Source organism: Stenotrophomonas sp. As-7 (assembly GCF_030291015.1).
GTDB lineage: Bacteria > Pseudomonadota > Gammaproteobacteria > Xanthomonadales > Xanthomonadaceae > Stenotrophomonas > Stenotrophomonas lactitubi.
This window is the reverse complement of record NZ_CP127405.1, coordinates 4,144,994-4,162,498: the sequence shown is the minus strand read 5'-3', so window position 1 is coordinate 4,162,498 and position 17,505 is coordinate 4,144,994. Positions and strand designations below refer to the sequence as shown.

Sequence of the window (17,505 nt, the reverse complement as noted above, 5' to 3'; positions counted from 1 at the left end):
CTGTTGAACGCTGCGGCTTAGAACATGCCTTCGAAGGGGTTCCAGCTGGTGTTGCCCTTCACCTGTTCCAGGTAGTAGCTGTAGTTGGTGCTCGACGCGACCAGGAAGTTCATCGCGATGAACAGTGCACGGGCCACGATGTCCGGCAGCACCAGGCTGACCGCGATCAGCACGATGTTGATGCCGATCACCACCAGCGCCTTGCGCCACATGCCCAGGATGAACAGATAGATCGCGCCGAAGAAGAAGGCGAAGAAGTTCAGGTTGATCTTCAGGCGGTCGCCGAAGGACAGCGCCTTCCACGCCTGCTTGAAGCCGGGCTCCTTGGGGGCGCCGTGCTGCTGGAAGAAGTTGAAGCGGAACTGCCACTTCGGGCTGAAGCGGGTCAGGTCGACGGTATTCATGTGAGTAGGGACTTCCCTGTTAGGAAAACGTTTTCATAATAAGTGAGTCGCATTCAGCAAGCCAGCTTGGAGCGTCAAAAATGTGACGTTCCTACGGCAAAGGGCTTGCGTCCCGGTGCCGCACCGTCACCCATCCGCCTTGTTTTTAGGATAGGGTGCGCAGTTCCGCTGCCACCCCGGTGTTTCATGGGTAACAGCGGTATGTCCATGGAGGTTGCATGACCACACCTGCTACACCGGAAAACGCACCCGGACCGGTGCTCCTGCCGACACCCGAAGTGGTGCAGGCACAACAACTGCTCGCCCGCCAGCAACTGGCGGTGGCGATGGACCGTGCGCGCATCGCGGCCAGCCGCGACGCTGCACCGGCTGTGCTGGAAAACGACTGAGCCTGAAAAAGCCCCCACGATCGCGCTGGCCTGTTGCCAGCGCGATCGCCGTGCGCATCAGAAGCGCGCGGTCATGCTGAGGAAGTAGCTGCGGCCGGCGACGAAGTAGTCGGTGGCGCCGTCGGCGTACAGCTTCTTGTCGGCCAGGTTGCTGACGCCGCCACGCAGGGTCAGCACCTCGTTGACGTTCCAGGCAGCGGTCAGGTCATACAGCGTGTAGGCCTTCAGGAAGGTATTGACCACGCCGGTCTGCTTGCCGGTGTACTGCGCCGACAGGCTGCTGGAGAACACCGTGTTCGGCGTCCAGTCCAGCGACGAATAGCCTGAGAACTCCGGGGTGTCGATCAGGTTGCGGCCGGTGGTCAGGTTCTTGGCTTCCTTCATCCAGGTCGCCGAAGTACGCCAGCGCCAGTGATCGCCGAAGCGGAAGTTGAGGTTGCCTTCCATGCCGCTGGTACGCGCGCGCTGCACGTTGCTCATGCGCGTCCACCAGTAGCCGTTGAAGAAGCCCAGCGCTTCGTATTCGATCTTGTTCCTGAAGTCGGTATGGAAGTAGGTCAGGCCGGCGTCGACCAGATCGTTGTCGAAGCTGACGCCGATCTCGCGGTTGGTGCTGGTTTCCGGGTCCAGGTCGGGGTTGCCGGCCATGTAGCAGCCGCCACGCACGTAGCCGAGCGGGTATAGCGAAGTGCAGCCGCGGCCGCCGGACTGGGTCGCCGCGCTGGGCGAATTCTCGGTCAGGCTCGGCGCGCGGAAGCCCTTGGAGACGCCGCCACGGATCGTCCACTGCTCGCTCGGGTGCCAGACCAGGTAGGCACGTGGACTGACATGGCTGCCGAACTGTTCATGGTGGTCCAGGCGCGCGCCCAGGGTCAGGGCCAGGGTGCGGTGCAGCTTCAGCTCGTCTTCGACGAACAGCGCCCAGGTATCCACTTCCAGGGTGGAGCCGACCACCGGTTTGCCGGCGTAGTCGATCGGTGCCTGGCCGATGGTGTCGGTGTTGGTCAGCTCCTGGCGCTTCCATTGGCCGCCCACCGCGAACTGGTGGTCCACGCCCAGGGTGAAGGGCGTGCTCAGGCTGCCTTCGATGATCGTATCGGTTGCCTCGGAGCGACCGGTAGCGCCGATATCGTTCTTGTACTCGGTCCAGTACGCGCTGAGCTTGGAGGTACCGAAATCCCACTTGCCGTCATGGTTCAACGCCAGCGAGCTGCGCTTGAGTTCACTGGCACCCCATGCGCCTTCGTCCTGCTTCTCCAGCGCCTGGGCGATGAAGGCCTGCTGCACGCCATGGCCCGCTTCCAGCGACACTTCCTGTGCCTCGCTCAGCTTCCACTGCAGCAGCGCGTCGACATTGCGGTCCTTTTCGCCGGCATAGGCATTGCCATACACGCCGCCGTTGGAGCGGTCCGAGTCGCGGCGCATGCTGTTGGCACCGATGCGCAGGCCGAAGCGCTCGCCCAGCGGGCCGGAGAAGGTCGCGCCGATCTGCTGGGTGTCGCCACGGTCGCCATCCTGCGGTCGCGTGTAGCTGTGGGTGGCGCTGCCGTTCCAGCTGTCGCCGATGCGCTTGGTGATGATGTTGATCACCCCGCCCATCGCGTCCGAGCCATACAGCGAGGACATCGGACCGCGCACCACTTCGATGCGCTCGATCTGGTCCGGAGAAATCCAGTTCAGGTCCTGGCGGCCCAGGTCGGGGCGGTAGTTGGTCGAGGCCGAGCTGCCCATGCGCTTGCCGTCCACCAGCACCAGCGTGTAGTTGGACGGCATCCCGCGCAGCTTGATCTTGGACTGCTCACCGGCGGCGCTGAGCCCACCGGTCACGCCCGGAATGCGGCTGAGCAGGGTGGCCAGGTCGTGCACCGGCTGGCGTTCGATGTCTTCGCGGCTGATCACGCTGATGCTGGCCGGGGCATCCTTGATCCACTGCTGGTTGCCCGAAGCGGTGACCACCACGGTATCCAGGTCCTTGGTCGAGGCGTCGGCGCTGGCTTCAGCGGCGGCGAGGGCAGGCAGGGTCAGCAGGCAGGCGGTGGCCAGGGCGCTGGCCAGTCGGGTGCGCGACAGGCGCGCGGAACGAAGAGGGGACATGACGGCTTCCAAGGGAGAGGAGAGACCCGGTGGAAGCAGCAGGCGCACGCAGACAGCAGGCAGCCACCCCTTCCCTGGGTCGTCGGGCGCGCGGTAGGTCCGGCGCAGCTGGGTGGGTCCGGTGCGCGAAGCGCGGTGACCTGCCTGGTTAACGGAATGATAACCGTTCTCGTTTGTTACGATCCAGTACTTTCCGGGATGAATCGACATTCCCTGCCTGCGTGCCGCGGTTCGCCTGCTGATTGCTGAATGGGGAGATTTCCCGGCGTAGACCTTCGCACCCGGCTTACATTCGGGGCCATAGACTGAGCCGCATTTTTCGATTCCGCCCCGTTGGAGATCGTGTGGGTTCCGGTAGTGACAGACATCGACTGCGCGGCGTGACGCCGTGGCAGACAGGACAAGTGCGGACGCCGGGAATGCGTGCCAGGAACCTTGGTGCATGCAGCCCGGCCGGGACGGCCGGTCCTGCGGCCTGCAGGGAGTAGGCGGCCATGGGGAGTGAAACCATCGACGCGGAACCGGTCACGGCCGGTCCCGACGCGGGCTGGGCCCTGCTGCCCGCCGAAGCGCCACTGGTCATGCCCGAACAGACGCTGCGCGAAGGCGCGCTGAAAGTACGGCGCCATCGCACCTCGCCGCGCATGATCGGCCTGCGTCGCCTGTACATCCTTGGCGGCACGGTGGCGATGACCGCCGTGGCTACCCGCATGATGTGGCGGGTGCTGTCCGGCAACGGCATCAGTGTGCTGGAGGCCTGCCTGCTGGTGCTGTTCGTCGGCCTGTTCGCGTGGATCGCGTTGTCCTTTGCCAGTGCCGTGGCCGGCTTCCTGACGGCCGTGTTCGACCGCGGCTACCGCCTGGGCATCGATCCGGACAAGCCGCTGCCGACCGTGCATAGCCGCACCGCGCTGCTGATGCCCACCTACAACGAAGACCCGCGCCGGTTGCTGGCCGGCCTGCGCGCGATCTACGAATCGGTGGCGGCCACCGGCCAGCTGCAGCGTTTCGATTTCTTCGTGCTCAGCGATACCCGCCGCGAGGACATCGCGCGTGCCGAAGAGCAGGTGTTCGCCGAGCTGCGCGAGCTGGTGCCCGATGGCCAGGCGCGGCTGTTCTATCGCCGCCGTGGTGACAACAGCGCGCGCAAGGCCGGCAACATCGCCGACTGGGTACGCCGCTTCGGCGGTGCCTACCCGCAGATGCTGATCCTGGATGCCGACAGCCTGATGACCGGTGACAGCATCGTGCGCCTGGTGGCCGGCATGGAGCACAACGCCGACGTCGGCCTGATCCAGACCCTGCCATCGGTCATCGGCGGCCGCACCCTGTTCTCGCGCATGCAGCAGTTCGGCGGGCGCGTGTACGGCCCGGTGATCGCTCGTGGCGTGGCCTGGTGGCACGGTGCCGAAAGCAATTACTGGGGCCACAACGCGATCATCCGCACCCGGGCCTTCGCCGACCACGCCGGCCTGCCGGAGCTGCCGGGGCGCAAGCCGTTCGGCGGCCACGTGCTGAGCCATGATTTCGTGGAAGCCGCGCTGATGCGCCGTGGTGGCTGGGCGGCGCACATGGTTCCCTACCTGGGCGGCAGCTACGAGGAAGGCCCGCCGACATTGACCGACCTGCTGGTGCGCGATCGCCGCTGGTGCCAGGGCAACCTGCAGCACGGCAAGGTGGTGGGCAGCCGTGGCCTGCACTGGATCAGCCGCGTACACATGCTGATCGGCATCGGCCATTACTTCACCGCACCGATGTGGGCGATGCTGATGCTGATCGGCATCGCCATCCCGTTGTTCCAGGAAGGCATCGATTTCAATGCGCTGCTGCATCTGTCGCCCAGCGTGTACTGGCGCGCGCAGGATGAAGAGCAGGTGGTGCGCCTGTTCGCCGCCACCATGGCGGTGCTGCTGATGCCCAAGGTGCTGGGGTACCTGGCAATGCTGCTCGACCCGGTCGAACGCCGTGGCTGCGGTGGCGCGATCCGCGCATTCCTGTCGATGCTGGTGGAAACCGTGCTGGCCGCACTGATGGCGCCGGTGGTGATGTACGTGCAGTCGCGCGGCGTGGCCGAGGTGCTGTCCGGGCGTGACTCGGGCTGGGATGCCCAGCAGCGCGATGACGGTGGCATCTCGTGGATTTCGCTGGTGCGCGGCTACGGCGGCCTGGGTGTGTTTGGCGCCTTCATGGGCGTGCTGGCGTGGGCGGTGTCGCCGTCGCTGGCGGCCTGGATGGCGCCGGTGGTGATCGGCATGGTGCTGGCGGTGCCGGTGGTGGCACTGACCTCGCTGCGCGGGCCGGGTGCCTTCCTGCATCGTCTCGGCCTGCTCGACATCCCCGAAGAGAACATCCCGCCGCCGGTGCTGGTGCGCGCCGCACAGCTGCGCCGGGAAGCCGCCGAGCAACTGCCGCTGTACTGATCGCACCGTGCCAGCGGCATAATGCGGCTCGAACGTACAGGAGCCGCAACATGCTGCAAACGGTGGAACAGGAAACCGGCGCCTCGCCGCAGTGGTCGGTGATCTGGCTGCACGGCCTCGGTGCCGACGGCCATGATTTCGCGCCGATCGTGCCCGAGCTGGTGCGCCCGCACTGGCCGGCGCTGCGTTTCGTGTTCCCGCACGCACCGGTGCGGCCGATCACGATCAACAACGGCGTGCCGATGCGCGGCTGGTATGACATCGTCGGCATGGACTTCCGCTCGCGCGCCGACATGACCGGCGTGCAGGAGTCGGTGGTGCAGCTGGATGCCTTGATCGCCCGCGAGATCGAACGCGGCGTCGCTGCCGATCACATCTTCCTGGCCGGTTTCTCGCAGGGCGGGGCGGTGATCCTCAGTGCCGCGCTGGCACGCACTGCACCGTTGGCCGGCCTGATCGCACTGTCGACCTACCTGCCGGATGCCGAAAGCGCGTCGCGCGTCGATGGCGCAGTGGACGTGCCGGTGTTCATGGCCCACGGCAGCAGCGATCCGGTGATCCCGCAGGCAGTGGCCGCGCACAGCGCCGAGAAGCTGCGCGCGCTTGGGCTGGACGTGCAGTGGCACAGCTACCCGATGGCCCACCAGGTCTGCGCCGAGGAAATCGACGCGTTGGGCGACTGGCTGCAGGCACGCCTGGGCGCCGCCTGAGCCATGGCCGCGAGCGCTGCCACCCCGTGGATGCCGGAACTGTGCCGCCTGCCGCGGCTGGCGGCGATGCTCGGCCTGGCCGAACTGGTGGTGGTGGTGCTGGCGCTGGCGCCCGATGGCAGCCGCCATTGGACGATGGGTGAACTGGCCTCGGCCAGCGGCTTCGCACTGTGGCTTGCGCTGGCGGTGACCGCCAGCCTGTGCCTGCTGCGGCAGGCACTGTCGAAGCTGCCGGAAATGCTGGGTGCCGTCGCGGCTGTCGGCCTGGCCGCGCTGATCGCCATCCTGTGTGCGGGCATCATCCATGCCCTGTATGCCGTGCTGGGCGACAACTTCGCGCGTGGCATCGGCTTCTGGCGCTTCACCCTGGGCAGCGCGGCCACCACGGCACTGATCACCGCATTGGCGCTGCGCTACTTCTATGTCAGCGACCGCTGGGCGGCGCAGGTGCAGGCCAATGCCCGCGCGCAGGCCGACGCTCTGCAGGCGCGCATCCGCCCGCACTTCCTGTTCAACAGCATGAACCTGATCGCCAGCCTGCTGCATCGCGACCCGGCGGTGGCCGAGCGTGCCGTGCTCGACCTGTCCGATCTGTTCCGCGCCGCACTGGGCGCGGGCGAGGGCGATTCGACCCTGCGCGATGAGTGCGAACTGGCCGAGCGCTATCTGTCGATTGAATCGCTGCGTCTGGGCGACCGCTTGCGGGTGCACTGGCAGCGCGACGAACCCCTGCCCTGGGATCTGCCGATGCCGCGGCTGGTACTGCAGCCACTGGTGGAAAACGCGGTGCTGCACGGCATCTCGCGTCTGCCCGAAGGCGGCACCATCGAGCTGCATCTGGCCTGTGTGGGCAGCGAGCTGCAGATCCGCGTACGCAATCCCGCGCCCGATCCGCAGGTGCCCGGGCTGGTCCTGGCGCAGGGAGCGGGCCATGCCCAGCACAGCATCGGCCATCGCCTGACCTGGCGCTTTGGCCGCGCCGCGCGGATGACGGCTGGCTGGAGCGAGGGCTACTATGCCTGCCAGGTGACAGTGCCGATCCAGTGAGGGGACGATCGTGAGGGTAGTCATCGCCGATGACGAACCGCTGGCGCGTGAGCGCCTGCGCAGCCTGTTGGCCGCGCAGGAAGGGGTGGACGTAGTGGCCGAGGCCGGCAACGGCGAGCAGGCCCTGCACGCGTGCGCCGAACTGCAGCCGGACCTGGTCCTGCTGGACATCGCCATGCCCGGCCTGGACGGGCTGGAAGCGGCCCGCCATCTGGCCAGTTTCGAGCCGAGGCCGGCCGTGGTGTTCTGCACTGCCTACGATGCGCACGCGCTGTCGGCGTTCGAGGCAGCGGCCATCGATTACCTGATGAAGCCGGTGCGCGCCGAACGGCTGGCGGCGGCGATCGCACGCGCCCGCACTTTCCTTGCTGGCCGTGACGGCCAACCCCAGCACACCGGCGGCCAGGCCCGCAGCATGCTGTGTGCCCGCTTGCGTGGCAGCCTGCGATTGATTCCGCTGGATGACATCCACTACCTGCAGGCCGAAGAAAAGTACGTGGTGGTGCATCACGCACGTGGCGAGGACCTGATCGAGGAATCGTTGAAGTCGCTGGAGGAAGAGTTCGCCAGCCGCTTCGTGCGCATCCACCGCAACTGCCTGGTGGCGCGCCATGAGCTGGTGGAACTGCGGCGTGGCAGTGGTGGCCAGGTGCAGGCCGTGCTGCGGCATGGCAAGCAGCCGCTGGAAGTGAGTCGGCGCTGCGTGGCGACGCTGAAGCAGGAATTGCGGCATCTGTGAGTGTTCCGCGCGGCCTGCGGCCGCGACTGCTTCGACAGCAACAGCAACAGCGGGTTGTCGGCTCTGTGTTGTTGCGTGTTGGGTGAGGCGGGATGGGCGGGCGGGACACGCCGCAACCCATCCATGGGGGCTCGATGGCGCCATCCATGGCGCCAACGGTCCCACCCGCCCATCCCGCCTCACCCTCGCGAATTTCCAGGTGACGGACGGCAAAAGCATTGTTGTTATCGGGTGGGGAGAAAAATGTAGTGCCGAGCTACGCTCGGCTCCGAGCGAAGCGACCCGCTTTTGCTCTGCTTTTCTTTTGATCTTCCGTGGCTGACGCACACGGAAACTGTCAGAGGCCGGGCGGGGTGGGTGCGCAGGGGCGTGAGCCGCATGGATGCGGCGACCGAGCTTACATGGACGTACTTGCAGCGACCCCTGCGTAGCCCACCCCGACCGGCCAAGCCCAGCTGCTGCTTCAAGCCACGAGGGGCTCCGCCGTTGGCCGTATCCCGCCGATAGGCGCGATAATGACCGGATGGAAACCGTCCGCATCGCCACCCGCAAGAGCCCGCTCGCCCTTTGGCAGAGCGAACACGTCGCCGACCGCCTGCGCCAGGCACATCCCGATCTGCACGTGGAACTGGTGCCGATGAGCACCCGCGGCGATGAAGTGCTTGATCGCTCGCTGGCAGCCATCGGTGGCAAGGGCCTGTTCCTCAAGGAACTGGAACTGGCCATGCTGCGGGGCGAGGCCGATTGCGCGGTGCATTCGCTGAAGGACGTGCCGATGGAACTGGATGCGCCGTTCGCGCTGCCGGCGATGCTGACCCGGCATGATCCGGCCGACGGCTTTGTCTCCAACCTGTACGCATCCTTGGATGCGCTGCCGATCGGTGCGCGCGTCGGTACCTCGTCACTGCGCCGCCAGGCCCAGCTGCGCGCGCTGCGCCCGGACCTTGAACTGCTGGATCTGCGCGGCAACGTCAACACCCGCCTGGCCAAGCTCGACAACGGTGGCTACGACGCCATCGTGCTGGCCGTGGCTGGGCTGGAGCGGTTGGGCCTTGGGGGGCGCATCGTCGCCCGCCTGCAGCCGCCGCAGTGGTTGCCAGCACCGGCGCAGGGCGCGGTGGCGGTGGAGTGCGATGGCGGCAACGCCGCGCTGATGGCGCTGTTTGCAGGCCTGGACGATGCCGCCACGCGCGCCTGCGTGGAAGCGGAGCGGGCGATGAACCGCGCGCTGCATGGCAGCTGCCATGTGCCGGTGGCGGCGATCGCGCAGTGGCAGGGCCAGAACCTGCATCTGCAGGGGTTGGTCGGCAGCGCCAGTGACGGCCGCGCGGTTCGTGCCGACGCCGTGGGCCCGGCCAGCGACCCGGAAGCGCTGGGCCAGCGCGTGGCGAAGATGCTGCTGGAGGCCGGCGCTGGTGAGCTGTTGAACGTCTGAGTTCGCTGGATCGTGCCCACCAAGGTAGGCACCTACCGGAAAAGAAAACGGGCGCCTGGCGCCCGTTTCGCTTACTTGAACTTGTAGACCACGTTCATCGTGGTCAGCGTATCGGTCTTGCGCTTGTCCACGGCGACGTCGCTGTTGTAACGCGCCTGCCAGCCGGCCTTCAGCGCCAGGTGCTCGTTCATGCTCACCGAGACACCGAAATCGTTCTGGCCGAAGGTGTTGTACGAACCGGATTCGACCAGCAGGGTGTTGATCAGGTCGGTGTTGTCGGTCAGCGAGTACTTCAGGTCGAACAGGCCACGACCGATCAGGCCGGTGCGGGTGCGGTCGTCCTCGGTGCTGTGGGTGCGGCGCACACCGGGGCCGATCTGCGCGTCGAACGAGAAGCGCTCGGTGTTCCACAACCGGGTGCCGTAACCCAGACCGAACGAGCTCTGCCGATCGTAGGTGGCGAAATCATCACGCTCGGTACGTACCGTGGCGGTCAACTGGCGATGTTCGCCCAGCTGCAGCGCGCTGCCAGCACTGCCGGTGTAGCGGTTGGCGGTGGTGTTGTTGCGGCGGGTGGTGGTGCCGTCGTCGCTGGTCTCGATCACCTTGGAGCTGGAGCGCAGGCCGAACAGGTCCATGCTGTGCACCCAGTCGCCATCGGTATAGCGCAGGCGCAGGCGGCCGTTGAAGCTCTCGGTGCTGCTGTTGCCACGGGCCGACGCGAAGCCGAGTTCGCCACCACTGCCACTCCACGGCGAGGACATCGCCGCCAGTTCGGAGGCATCCTGCGCATACGCCAGCGGGGCGCAGAGCAGCAAGGGGACCAGCAGGGACACGCGCAGGGACATCGAGGCTTCTCCGAAGCAATTGGCAGCCAGTGATGATACTGGAAGCGTGATGACCGTCCGAATCGCCCGTCCCGCCTGCTTCAGCAGGCGTTGTCGGCGAGCCCCATTCAGGGCAGATCGACCTGCAGGGCCGGATCGTTGAAGCGCGAGTAGCGCAGCCGCAGCTGGAAGGGTTTGCCGTTGTTGTGGCCGCTGCGCACGATCTGCCGCGGCAGACCCTGCGCATCCACCCAGTACTCCAGGCGTTCACCGGCGGTGGCGCCGCGCAGGCGGTAGTGGCGCGTGCTGACGCCATCCAGCGTCTGCTCGCCCAGGTCTTCGGCCTGCAGGGCCTGTGCGGGGATATCGGCGGGCAGCGGGCTGCGCCATTGCTCCAGCAACCCCGGTGGGGTCGGCACCTGGCGGATCGCATCGTCGGCCTGCAGGAACATGGTGTCGCCGATGATCACCTGCGGCCCGGCGGGGGTCTGCACCCGGAAGCGATCCGGGGCGACGAAGTCCATCGCGGTACGCACCGGCTGCTGCGCGCCCAGCACCTCCAGCTCGGCGTGGAAGCTGCGCAGGGCGGCAAACCTCTGGCTGGCAGACAGCACCGCCTGTGCTGGATCGGCAGCGGGGACGGGCGTTGCAGTACCGGTGGGCGCCGGTGCGCGGTCGCAGGCGGCCAGCAGCAGACAGGCCAGCAGGGGCAGGACAGACAACCGGCGCATCGGGCGCTCCGCAGGGCAGGGGGCGCCCACGATAGCCCAATCGTCCGCCACAACGCCCGAGACTCGGACATAATCGGGGGCATGGACCGATACGAACGCATCACCGCCCTGCATCGTCTGCTCAAGTCCGCACGCTATCCGGTGACGGTGGCGACCCTGCAGGACAAGCTCGGTTGCTCCCGGGCCACCGTCTACCGCGACCTGGCGTTCCTGCGCGATGCGCTGATGGCGCCGATCGAGGGCGATGGCGAGGCCGGCTTCCGCTACATGGCCGACGAGAGCGACCGCTTCGAGCTGCCCGGGCTGTGGCTGAGCTCGGAGGAGCTGCACGCCCTGCTGGCCTCGCAGCACCTGCTGGCCCGTACCGGCGGCGGCGTGCTGTCTTCGGTGCTGGCGCCGCTGCAGCAGCGCATCGAGAGCCTGCTGGCCGCCCAGGCAGGTGTTTCCAGCTGGCCGGTGGACCGGGTCCGGGTGATTCCGCACCGTGGCCGCAAGTTCGATGAAGCCAGCTTCCGTTCGGTCGCCTCGGCAGTGCTGGAGCGCAAGCAGCTGGGCTTTGAATACCGTGCCCGCTCGACCGACGAAGCGACCAAGCGCACGGTATCGCCGCAGCGGCTGACCCATTACCGCGACAACTGGTATCTGGACGGCTGGGACCATGATCGCGAGGCCCTGCGCAGCTTTGCGGTGGACCGCATCTACAAGGCGCGGGTGATCGACAGCACCGCCCGCGATGTCGCCGACAGCGAGCTGGACGAGCAGCTGGGCGCCAGCTACGGCATCTTCTCCGGTGCGCCGAAGGGCTGGGCAACCATCCTGTTCAGTGCCAAGGCCGCACGCTGGGTGGCCGATGAGCACTGGCACTCCAAGCAGCAGGGCCGCTTCCTCGCCGATGGCCGTTACGAACTGAAGGTGCCTTACAGCGTGTCGCGCGAACTGTTGATGGACGTGTTGCATTACGGGTCCGATGCCGAGATCGTCGAGCCGATGATGCTGCGCGAGCAGGCCAAGGCATTGCTGGAACTGGCCCTGACCAACTACGAAAAATCCTGACACCTCCCCCCGAGATCGATTGCGCCCATGAAGAAGACCCTGTTGCTGCCCCTGTTCGCCGCTGCGCTGGCACTGACCGCCTGCGGCAAGTCCGGCGAGCCTTCGCAGAAGCTGGTGGTGGCCGCCACCGCCGTGCCGCACGCCGAGATCCTGGAAGTGGTCAAGCCGATCCTCAAGGAGGAAGGCGTGGAGCTGGACGTGCGCGTGTTCAACGACTACGTGCAGCCCAACGACCAGCTGGTGCAGAAGCAGGTGGATGCCAACTACTTCCAGACCGAGCCGTACCTGGACGCCTACAACCGCGATCGCAAGACCGACCTGACCAAGGTGGTGGGCGTGCACATCGAGCCGTTCGGTGCTTACTCGCGCAAGATCAAGTCGCTGGCCGAGCTGCGTGAAGGGGCCGACGTGGTGATCCCCAACGACCCGAGCAACAACAGCCGTGCGCTGATCCTGCTGCACAAGGCCGGCGTGATCGAGCTGAAGGACCCGACCAATGCGCTGGCCACGCAGCGCGACATCGTGTCCAACCCGAAGAACCTGAAGTTCCGCGAGCTGGATTCGGCCATGCTGCCGCGCGTGCTGGACCAGGTCGATCTGGCCCTGATCAACACCAACTATGCGCTGGATGCCGGTCTCAACCCGACCAAGGACGCGCTGGCGATCGAGAGCAAGGACTCACCGTACGTGAACTTCCTGGTTGCCCGCCCGGACAACAAGGACGACGCCCGCGTGCAGAAGCTGGCCAAGGCGCTGACCAGCCCGCAGGTGAAGACCTTCATCGAGACCAAGTACAAGGGCGCGGTGCTGCCGGCGTTCTGACTGCGGCTGATCTGTTGATTTGAAAGGTAGATGTCGACCTTGGTCGACACTGCCCTTCCTGTAGAGCCGAGCCTACGCTCGGCTCTGCTGTTTTCGGCATTCCACCAACGGCAGCCGAGCATGGCTCGGCTCTACAATGTCAATCGACGTGGAAGGCGAGGGTGGCGGCCACGGCCTGCTGCCACCCTGCGTAGAGCTTCTCGCGCCGGGCTACCGCCATCTGCGGTTCGAAGCGGCGATCCAGCCCCCACTGTGCCGCGATCTGTTCGCGGCTTTCCCAGAAGCCGACCGCCAGCCCCGCCAGGTAGGCCGCACCCAGCGCGGTGGTCTCGGTCAGCCGCGGGCGCAGCAGCGGCACGCCGAGGATGTCGGCCTGGAAGCCGGCGAGGAAGTCGTTGCCGATCGCACCCCCATCGGCGCGCAGTTCACTGAGCGAGATGCCCGCGTCGGACTGCATCGCGTCCAGGACGTCGCGAGTCTGGTAGGCCATCGCCTCCAGTGCTGCCCGCACGAAGTGCGCCTTGCGGGTGCCACGGGTCAGGCCGAACATCGCACCGCGTACGTCGCTGCGCCAGTACGGTGCACCCAGGCCGACGAAGGCCGGCACCAGATACACCCCCGCGCTGTCCGGCACCTGTGCGGCCAAGGCCTGGCTGTCGGCGGCGCGATCGATCATGCGCAGGCCATCGCGCAGCCACTGCACCACCGAGCCGGCGACGAAGATCGATCCTTCCAGCGCGTACTCCACCTTTCCATCCAGGCCCCAGGCAATGGTGGTCAGCAGGCCATTGCGCGAGCGTACGGCCTGCGTGCCGGTGTGCATCAGCATGAAGCAGCCGGTGCCATAGGTGTTCTTGACCATGCCCGGCTGGAAGCAGGCCTGGCCGAACAGCGCAGCCTGCTGGTCACCGGCGATGCCGGCGATCGGGATCGGGTGGTCGAAGAAGAACTGCGGACGTGTGTGCGCATACACCGAGCTGGAATCGCGCACCTGCGGCAGCATCGCGCGTGGGATGTCCAGCAGTGCCAGCAGGTCATCGTCCCATTCCAGGGTATGGATGTTGAACAGCAGCGTGCGCGCGGCGTTGCTGTAGTCGGTCACGTGCGCCTGGCCGCCGCTGAGATTCCACACTAGCCAGCTGTCGATGGTGCCGAACAGCAGCTCGCCACGTTCGGCGCGTTGCTGCGCGCCTTCGACGTGATCGAGGATCCAGCGGATCTTGGTGGCCGAGAAATAGGCGTCGATCAGCAGGCCGGTGCGTTCGCGGATCAGCGCTTCGTGGCCGCCGGACTTCAGCCGCTCGCAGATGGCCTGGCTCTGCCGCGACTGCCAGACGATGGCGTTGTGGATCGGCTGGCCGCTGGCGCGGTCCCAGACCACAGTGGTTTCGCGCTGGTTGGTGATGCCCAGCGCCGCGATATGGCGGGGATCGATCTGTTCGCGGCTGAGCAGTTCGGTGATCGTGGCGTAGACGCTGGTCAGGATCTCGCGCGGGTCATGCTCGACCCAGCCCGGCTGTGGAAACACCTGGGAGAACTCGCGCTGCGCACTGCCGACGGTGTCGCCGGCGCGATCGAACAGGATCGCGCGCGAACTGGTGGTTCCCTGGTCGATGGCCAGCACGTAGCGGGGCGTCATGCAGCGTCTCCGGTGGCGATGTTGGAATCGTAATGCATCGGCGGCGGCTGGCCGCGCGGCACGGCACTACCGGCAATGTGAATCCATCCATGCCTGCAGCCGTGCCGCCTGCGCCGCATCCATCTGCAGCCCCAGCTTGCTCCGTCGCCACAGTACATCCTCGGCGCTGCGGGCCCACTCGTGGTCGCACAGGAACGCCACCTCGCGTGCGTGCAGGCCCGCGCCAAGGTCTTCGCCCAGATCGAGCAGGCTGTGTGCGCCTTGCAGCAGATCCAGGCTGCGGCTGCCATAGGCGCTTGCCCAGCGTCGCCGTGTGGCTTCCGGCAGCCAAGGGGCCCGCTGCTGCAGTTGCTGCCGTGCCTGCCCGGCATCGCCCCAGTCGCTGCCGGGCAGCGGCTCGCCTGCCGCTGTCCAGGCCGGGCCTGCGTGGGGCAGATGGGGGCGCAGCAGATCCAGTGCTTCCTCGGCCAGCACCCGGTACGTGGTCAGCTTGCCGCCCAGCACGTGCAGCGCGGGCGCACCGCCGGCGTCCAGTTGCAGGCGATAGTCGCGGCTCAGTTTCGCCGCGCGCGGGTCCGGGTCGGCCAGCAACGGGCGCACGCCGGCAAACTGCCAGACCACCTCGGCAGGTGTGATCGGGTCGCGCAGGTAGCCGTTGGCCGCGCTGCACAGGTAGCCCACCTCCGAAGGCAGCACACTGCAGCGTGCGGGGTCACCGCTATAGTCGGTGTCGGTGGTGCCGACGAGCAGATGGTCGTGGAAGGGCAGCAGGAACACCACGCGGCCGTCGGGCTGCTGTAGCAGGCAGGCCCTGTCGTTCGGCCAGGGGCGGCGCAGCACGATGTGGCTGCCCTGTACCAGGCGCAGCGCAGGTCCGCCGCTGCGGGCGTGCATGCGCTCCAGCAGGCCGCCCGCCCAGGGGCCTGCGGCGTTGGCCACCGCCCGCGCCTGCACGGTCTGCTGATGGCCTGACGTGCCTTCCAGCACGACGCGCCAGCGCCCGTGCTCGCGTCGCAGATCCACGCAGCGCGTGCCGGTCAGGATGCGTGCGCCCCGTCGCGCAGCGTCAAGCGCGTTGAGGATGACCAGCCGCGCATCATCCACCTGCGCATCGGCGTAGCTGAAGGCCTGCCGCAGCTGGGGCGACAGCAGCTCGCCGAGCGGATCGTCGTGCAGATCCACGCCGCGCGACGCAGGGAAGGCGGGGCTGCGCCGGCCCAGGTGGTCGTACAGCCAGAGCCCGAGGCGCAGCATCCAGCGTGGCCGCAGGTGGGGTTGCCACGGAAGCACGAAACACAGCGGCCGCACCAGGAACGGCGCCTGCCGGCGCACCACCTCGCGCTCGCCCAGCGCCTTGCGCACCAGACCGAACTCGCTCTGCTCCAGGTAGCGCAGGCCGCCATGGATCAGCTTGCTGCTGGCGCTGGAAGTGTGCGCTGCCAGATCGTGCTGTTCGCACAGCAGTACCTTCAGGCCACGGCCACTGGCATCACGGGCGATGCCGGCACCGTTGATGCCACCGCCGATCACCAGCAGGTCGACCTCGTCCATCGCGCCTCCGCATCTTGTTTATGTAGAGCCCATGCTCGGCTGCTTTCCGGGTGGCCGGGCAAGCTCGACTCTACAAAAAAGCAGCCGAGCATGGGCTCGGCTCTACAGGCGGAACCCGGGTGACGGAAACGACGACGGGCCCCGAAGGGCCCGTCGCGGTACAACAATGACGCAGAAGCGCTTAGAAACGGGCGCCGATGCCGAAGCCGACGGTCCACGGATCCATCTTCGCTTCGCCGATCTTCTCGCCGCCGACCTTCACGTCCGGACGCGAGCGCATGTAGCGGGCGTCGGCACGGGCGAACCAGGTCGAGTTGATGTTCATGTCCACACCGACGGTGCCGATCACGCCCTTGGCATCCTTCAGGCGGATGTCGGAGTCGCTGCCGTCTGCCAGGGTTTCATTGCTGAAAGCCGACTGGAAGTAGCCCACGCCCACGAACGGACGGAACACGTTGTCGGCCTGGCCGAAGTGGTACTGGCCGCTCAGTGCGACCGGCTGCTGCTCGACGCTGCCGAGGCGGGCATTGCCCGGGCCCTTCACCTTGTGGTCGAACTTGTCTGCAGCGCCCCACAGTTCAACGGCCCAGTTGTCGTTGATGTAGTAGCTGAAGCTGACGGTCGGTGCCGGGCCGCCATCGACCTTCTTGATGCCGTCGATCGGGTCATTCTTCGGCTGCAGCAGCGAGACGCCGCCAACCACGGCAAAATGCTTGCCCGAGGCGGTGTCGGTGCTGCTGTCCTGCGCGAAGGCAGCCGGTGCGAACGCGGCGGAGGTCAGCAGGGCGAGGCTCAGGATACGGATGGAGCGCATGGGGGAATCTCCTAATGTTTCTTGTTTTGGGCCCCCGGTTGCGGGGCGAGCACACCGTAGTCGCCCCAACATGAATCGAATCCGACGCGCGTTAAAAATTAGTTCGCATTGTTCAGCGAACAGCGCGAAACGCTTGTTTTCATGCGGTTTCTGCCATCCGGGAATATTCATGCAGTTGGAGAAGATGTGAGCGCCGCAACGTTGTGCATCGGCCTGCCTGCGCAGGTGAACACGGATTGCCGGGTGTTGCTGCTGGGTTCAATGCCCGGTATCGCGTCATTGCAGGCACAGCATTACTACGCGCACCCGCGCAATCGCTTCTGGCCCTTGCTCGGCGATCTGTGCGGCTTCGATCCGTCGTTGCCGTACGCGCAGCGACTGCAGGCACTGGCCGCCAATGGGGTCGGCCTGTGGGATGTGATCGGCCGCTGCGAGCGACGCGGCAGCCTGGATGCGGACATCGTGCGTGGCACGGAAGTGGCCAATGCGCTTCCCGCACTGATCGCCGCGTTGCCTGACCTGCAGCTGATCGGCTGCAATGGCGGCGCAGCGATGCAGGCCTTCCAGCGCTGGGTGCTGCCGCAGCTGGCCGCCTCGCCAACAGTGCTGGCGCTGCCGTCCACCAGTCCGGCCAATGCAGCATGGTCGTTGCCGCGCCTGCGCCAGGCCTGGCAGCCGGTGGCCGTCGCACTGGCGACATCAAGCGGACATCGGCAGGACAATACGCTACCCACTGGAGGCGCCGACGAGCCATGAGCAACAGCGTGTCCCGGCTGCGTGCGTACTGAAAACACCTGTAACGGTTGGCGCTGGCTCCCGCTGGCCGCACA

The 17,505-nt window shown here is 66.8% G+C and carries 16 protein-coding genes; 9 read left to right on the top strand and 7 right to left on the bottom strand.

Annotated features, from left to right (window positions below; genetic code table 11):
• Positions 1–17 precede the first annotated feature (17 nt).
• On the bottom strand, positions 18–404 hold the full coding sequence (locus QP457_RS18970) for a DUF2628 domain-containing protein (RefSeq protein ID WP_025879013.1): 387 nt from the start codon (positions 402–404) through the stop codon (positions 18–20).
• Between the two features lie 218 nt (positions 405–622).
• Here QP457_RS18970 and QP457_RS18965 point away from each other — a divergent pair, with 218 nt between their 5' ends.
• Positions 623–793 carry a hypothetical protein gene (locus QP457_RS18965; protein ID WP_162887695.1) on the top strand — a complete coding sequence of 57 codons (171 nt, stop codon included), beginning with the start codon at positions 623–625 and terminating at the stop codon, positions 791–793.
• 57 nt (positions 794–850) lie between these two features.
• Here the strand turns inward: QP457_RS18965 and QP457_RS18960 are convergent, their stop codons facing one another.
• Positions 851–2,887: a TonB-dependent receptor gene (locus QP457_RS18960; protein WP_205405533.1), complete on the bottom strand. Its 2,037-nt coding sequence runs from the start codon at positions 2,885–2,887 to the stop codon at positions 851–853.
• 494 nt (positions 2,888–3,381) lie between these two features.
• Here QP457_RS18960 and mdoH point away from each other — a divergent pair, with 494 nt between their 5' ends.
• From mdoH to hemC, 5 genes are all read left to right on the top strand, one after another.
• Complete coding sequence (gene mdoH, locus QP457_RS18955; RefSeq protein ID WP_205405532.1) at positions 3,382–5,307, top strand: glucans biosynthesis glucosyltransferase MdoH; 1,926 nt, start codon at positions 3,382–3,384, stop codon at positions 5,305–5,307.
• A 50-nt stretch (positions 5,308–5,357) separates the two neighbouring features.
• A complete protein-coding gene (locus QP457_RS18950) occupies positions 5,358–6,017 on the top strand; it encodes an alpha/beta hydrolase (RefSeq protein ID WP_205405531.1) in 660 nt (219 codons plus the stop codon).
• Positions 6,018–6,020: 3 nt separating this feature from the next.
• On the top strand, positions 6,021–7,064 hold the full coding sequence (locus QP457_RS18945) for a sensor histidine kinase (RefSeq protein ID WP_205405530.1): 1,044 nt from the start codon (positions 6,021–6,023) through the stop codon (positions 7,062–7,064).
• A gap of 10 nt (positions 7,065–7,074) precedes the next feature.
• Positions 7,075–7,803: a LytTR family DNA-binding domain-containing protein gene (locus QP457_RS18940; RefSeq protein WP_025879008.1), complete on the top strand. Its 729-nt coding sequence runs from the start codon at positions 7,075–7,077 to the stop codon at positions 7,801–7,803.
• A 523-nt stretch (positions 7,804–8,326) separates the two neighbouring features.
• On the top strand, positions 8,327–9,238 hold the full coding sequence (hemC, locus tag QP457_RS18935) for a hydroxymethylbilane synthase (RefSeq protein ID WP_205405529.1): 912 nt from the start codon (positions 8,327–8,329) through the stop codon (positions 9,236–9,238).
• Between the two features lie 71 nt (positions 9,239–9,309).
• Here hemC and QP457_RS18930 read toward each other — a convergent pair whose 3' ends face one another.
• Both QP457_RS18930 and QP457_RS18925 read right to left on the bottom strand, forming a co-directional pair.
• Positions 9,310–10,086 carry a DUF481 domain-containing protein gene (locus QP457_RS18930; protein ID WP_089237075.1) on the bottom strand — a complete coding sequence of 259 codons (777 nt, stop codon included), beginning with the start codon at positions 10,084–10,086 and terminating at the stop codon, positions 9,310–9,312.
• Between the two features lie 107 nt (positions 10,087–10,193).
• Entirely contained in the window at positions 10,194–10,796 is a 603-nt protein-coding gene (locus QP457_RS18925) for a hypothetical protein (protein ID WP_089237073.1), read from the bottom strand.
• Positions 10,797–10,877: 81 nt separating this feature from the next.
• Here QP457_RS18925 and QP457_RS18920 point away from each other — a divergent pair, with 81 nt between their 5' ends.
• Complete coding sequence (locus QP457_RS18920; protein ID WP_089237071.1) at positions 10,878–11,849, top strand: YafY family protein; 972 nt, start codon at positions 10,878–10,880, stop codon at positions 11,847–11,849.
• 27 nt (positions 11,850–11,876) lie between these two features.
• Complete coding sequence (locus QP457_RS18915) at positions 11,877–12,671, top strand: MetQ/NlpA family ABC transporter substrate-binding protein (protein WP_205405528.1); 795 nt, start codon at positions 11,877–11,879, stop codon at positions 12,669–12,671.
• A gap of 139 nt (positions 12,672–12,810) precedes the next feature.
• Here the strand turns inward: QP457_RS18915 and glpK are convergent, their stop codons facing one another.
• From glpK to QP457_RS18900, 3 genes are all read right to left on the bottom strand, one after another.
• Positions 12,811–14,310: a glycerol kinase GlpK gene (gene glpK / locus QP457_RS18910; protein ID WP_205405527.1), complete on the bottom strand. Its 1,500-nt coding sequence runs from the start codon at positions 14,308–14,310 to the stop codon at positions 12,811–12,813.
• Between the two features lie 66 nt (positions 14,311–14,376).
• Positions 14,377–15,861: a glycerol-3-phosphate dehydrogenase gene (glpD, locus tag QP457_RS18905; RefSeq protein ID WP_205405526.1), complete on the bottom strand. Its 1,485-nt coding sequence runs from the start codon at positions 15,859–15,861 to the stop codon at positions 14,377–14,379.
• Positions 15,862–16,042: 181 nt separating this feature from the next.
• Entirely contained in the window at positions 16,043–16,675 is a 633-nt protein-coding gene (locus tag QP457_RS18900; RefSeq protein ID WP_165378166.1) for an OmpW family outer membrane protein, read from the bottom strand.
• Positions 16,676–16,861: 186 nt separating this feature from the next.
• On the opposite strand from QP457_RS18900, the gene QP457_RS18895 reads away from it, so the two are divergent.
• A complete protein-coding gene (locus tag QP457_RS18895; protein WP_205405525.1) occupies positions 16,862–17,431 on the top strand; it encodes a DNA-deoxyinosine glycosylase in 570 nt (189 codons plus the stop codon).
• Positions 17,432–17,505 lie beyond the last annotated feature (74 nt).

Excerpts from the sequence above, each read along its gene's own strand:
- hemC (WP_205405529.1), top strand. The coding sequence starts at position 8,327 with ATGGAAACCGTCCGCATCGCCACCCGCAAGAGCCCGCTCGCCCTTTGG.
- QP457_RS18900 (WP_165378166.1), bottom strand. The coding sequence starts at position 16,675 with ATGCGCTCCATCCGTATCCTGAGCCTCGCCCTGCTGACCTCCGCCGCG.
- QP457_RS18920 (WP_089237071.1), top strand. The coding sequence starts at position 10,878 with ATGGACCGATACGAACGCATCACCGCCCTGCATCGTCTGCTCAAGTCC.
- QP457_RS18960 (WP_205405533.1), bottom strand. The coding sequence starts at position 2,887 with ATGTCCCCTCTTCGTTCCGCGCGCCTGTCGCGCACCCGACTGGCCAGC.
- mdoH (WP_205405532.1), top strand. The coding sequence starts at position 3,382 with ATGGGGAGTGAAACCATCGACGCGGAACCGGTCACGGCCGGTCCCGAC.
- QP457_RS18945 (WP_205405530.1), top strand. The coding sequence starts at position 6,021 with ATGGCCGCGAGCGCTGCCACCCCGTGGATGCCGGAACTGTGCCGCCTG.
- QP457_RS18970 (WP_025879013.1), bottom strand. The coding sequence starts at position 404 with ATGAATACCGTCGACCTGACCCGCTTCAGCCCGAAGTGGCAGTTCCGC.
- QP457_RS18965 (WP_162887695.1), top strand. The coding sequence starts at position 623 with ATGACCACACCTGCTACACCGGAAAACGCACCCGGACCGGTGCTCCTG.
- QP457_RS18915 (WP_205405528.1), top strand. The coding sequence starts at position 11,877 with ATGAAGAAGACCCTGTTGCTGCCCCTGTTCGCCGCTGCGCTGGCACTG.
- glpK (WP_205405527.1), bottom strand. The coding sequence starts at position 14,310 with ATGACGCCCCGCTACGTGCTGGCCATCGACCAGGGAACCACCAGTTCG.
- glpD (WP_205405526.1), bottom strand. The coding sequence starts at position 15,861 with ATGGACGAGGTCGACCTGCTGGTGATCGGCGGTGGCATCAACGGTGCC.
- QP457_RS18950 (WP_205405531.1), top strand. The coding sequence starts at position 5,358 with ATGCTGCAAACGGTGGAACAGGAAACCGGCGCCTCGCCGCAGTGGTCG.
- QP457_RS18930 (WP_089237075.1), bottom strand. The coding sequence starts at position 10,086 with ATGTCCCTGCGCGTGTCCCTGCTGGTCCCCTTGCTGCTCTGCGCCCCG.
- QP457_RS18925 (WP_089237073.1), bottom strand. The coding sequence starts at position 10,796 with ATGCGCCGGTTGTCTGTCCTGCCCCTGCTGGCCTGTCTGCTGCTGGCC.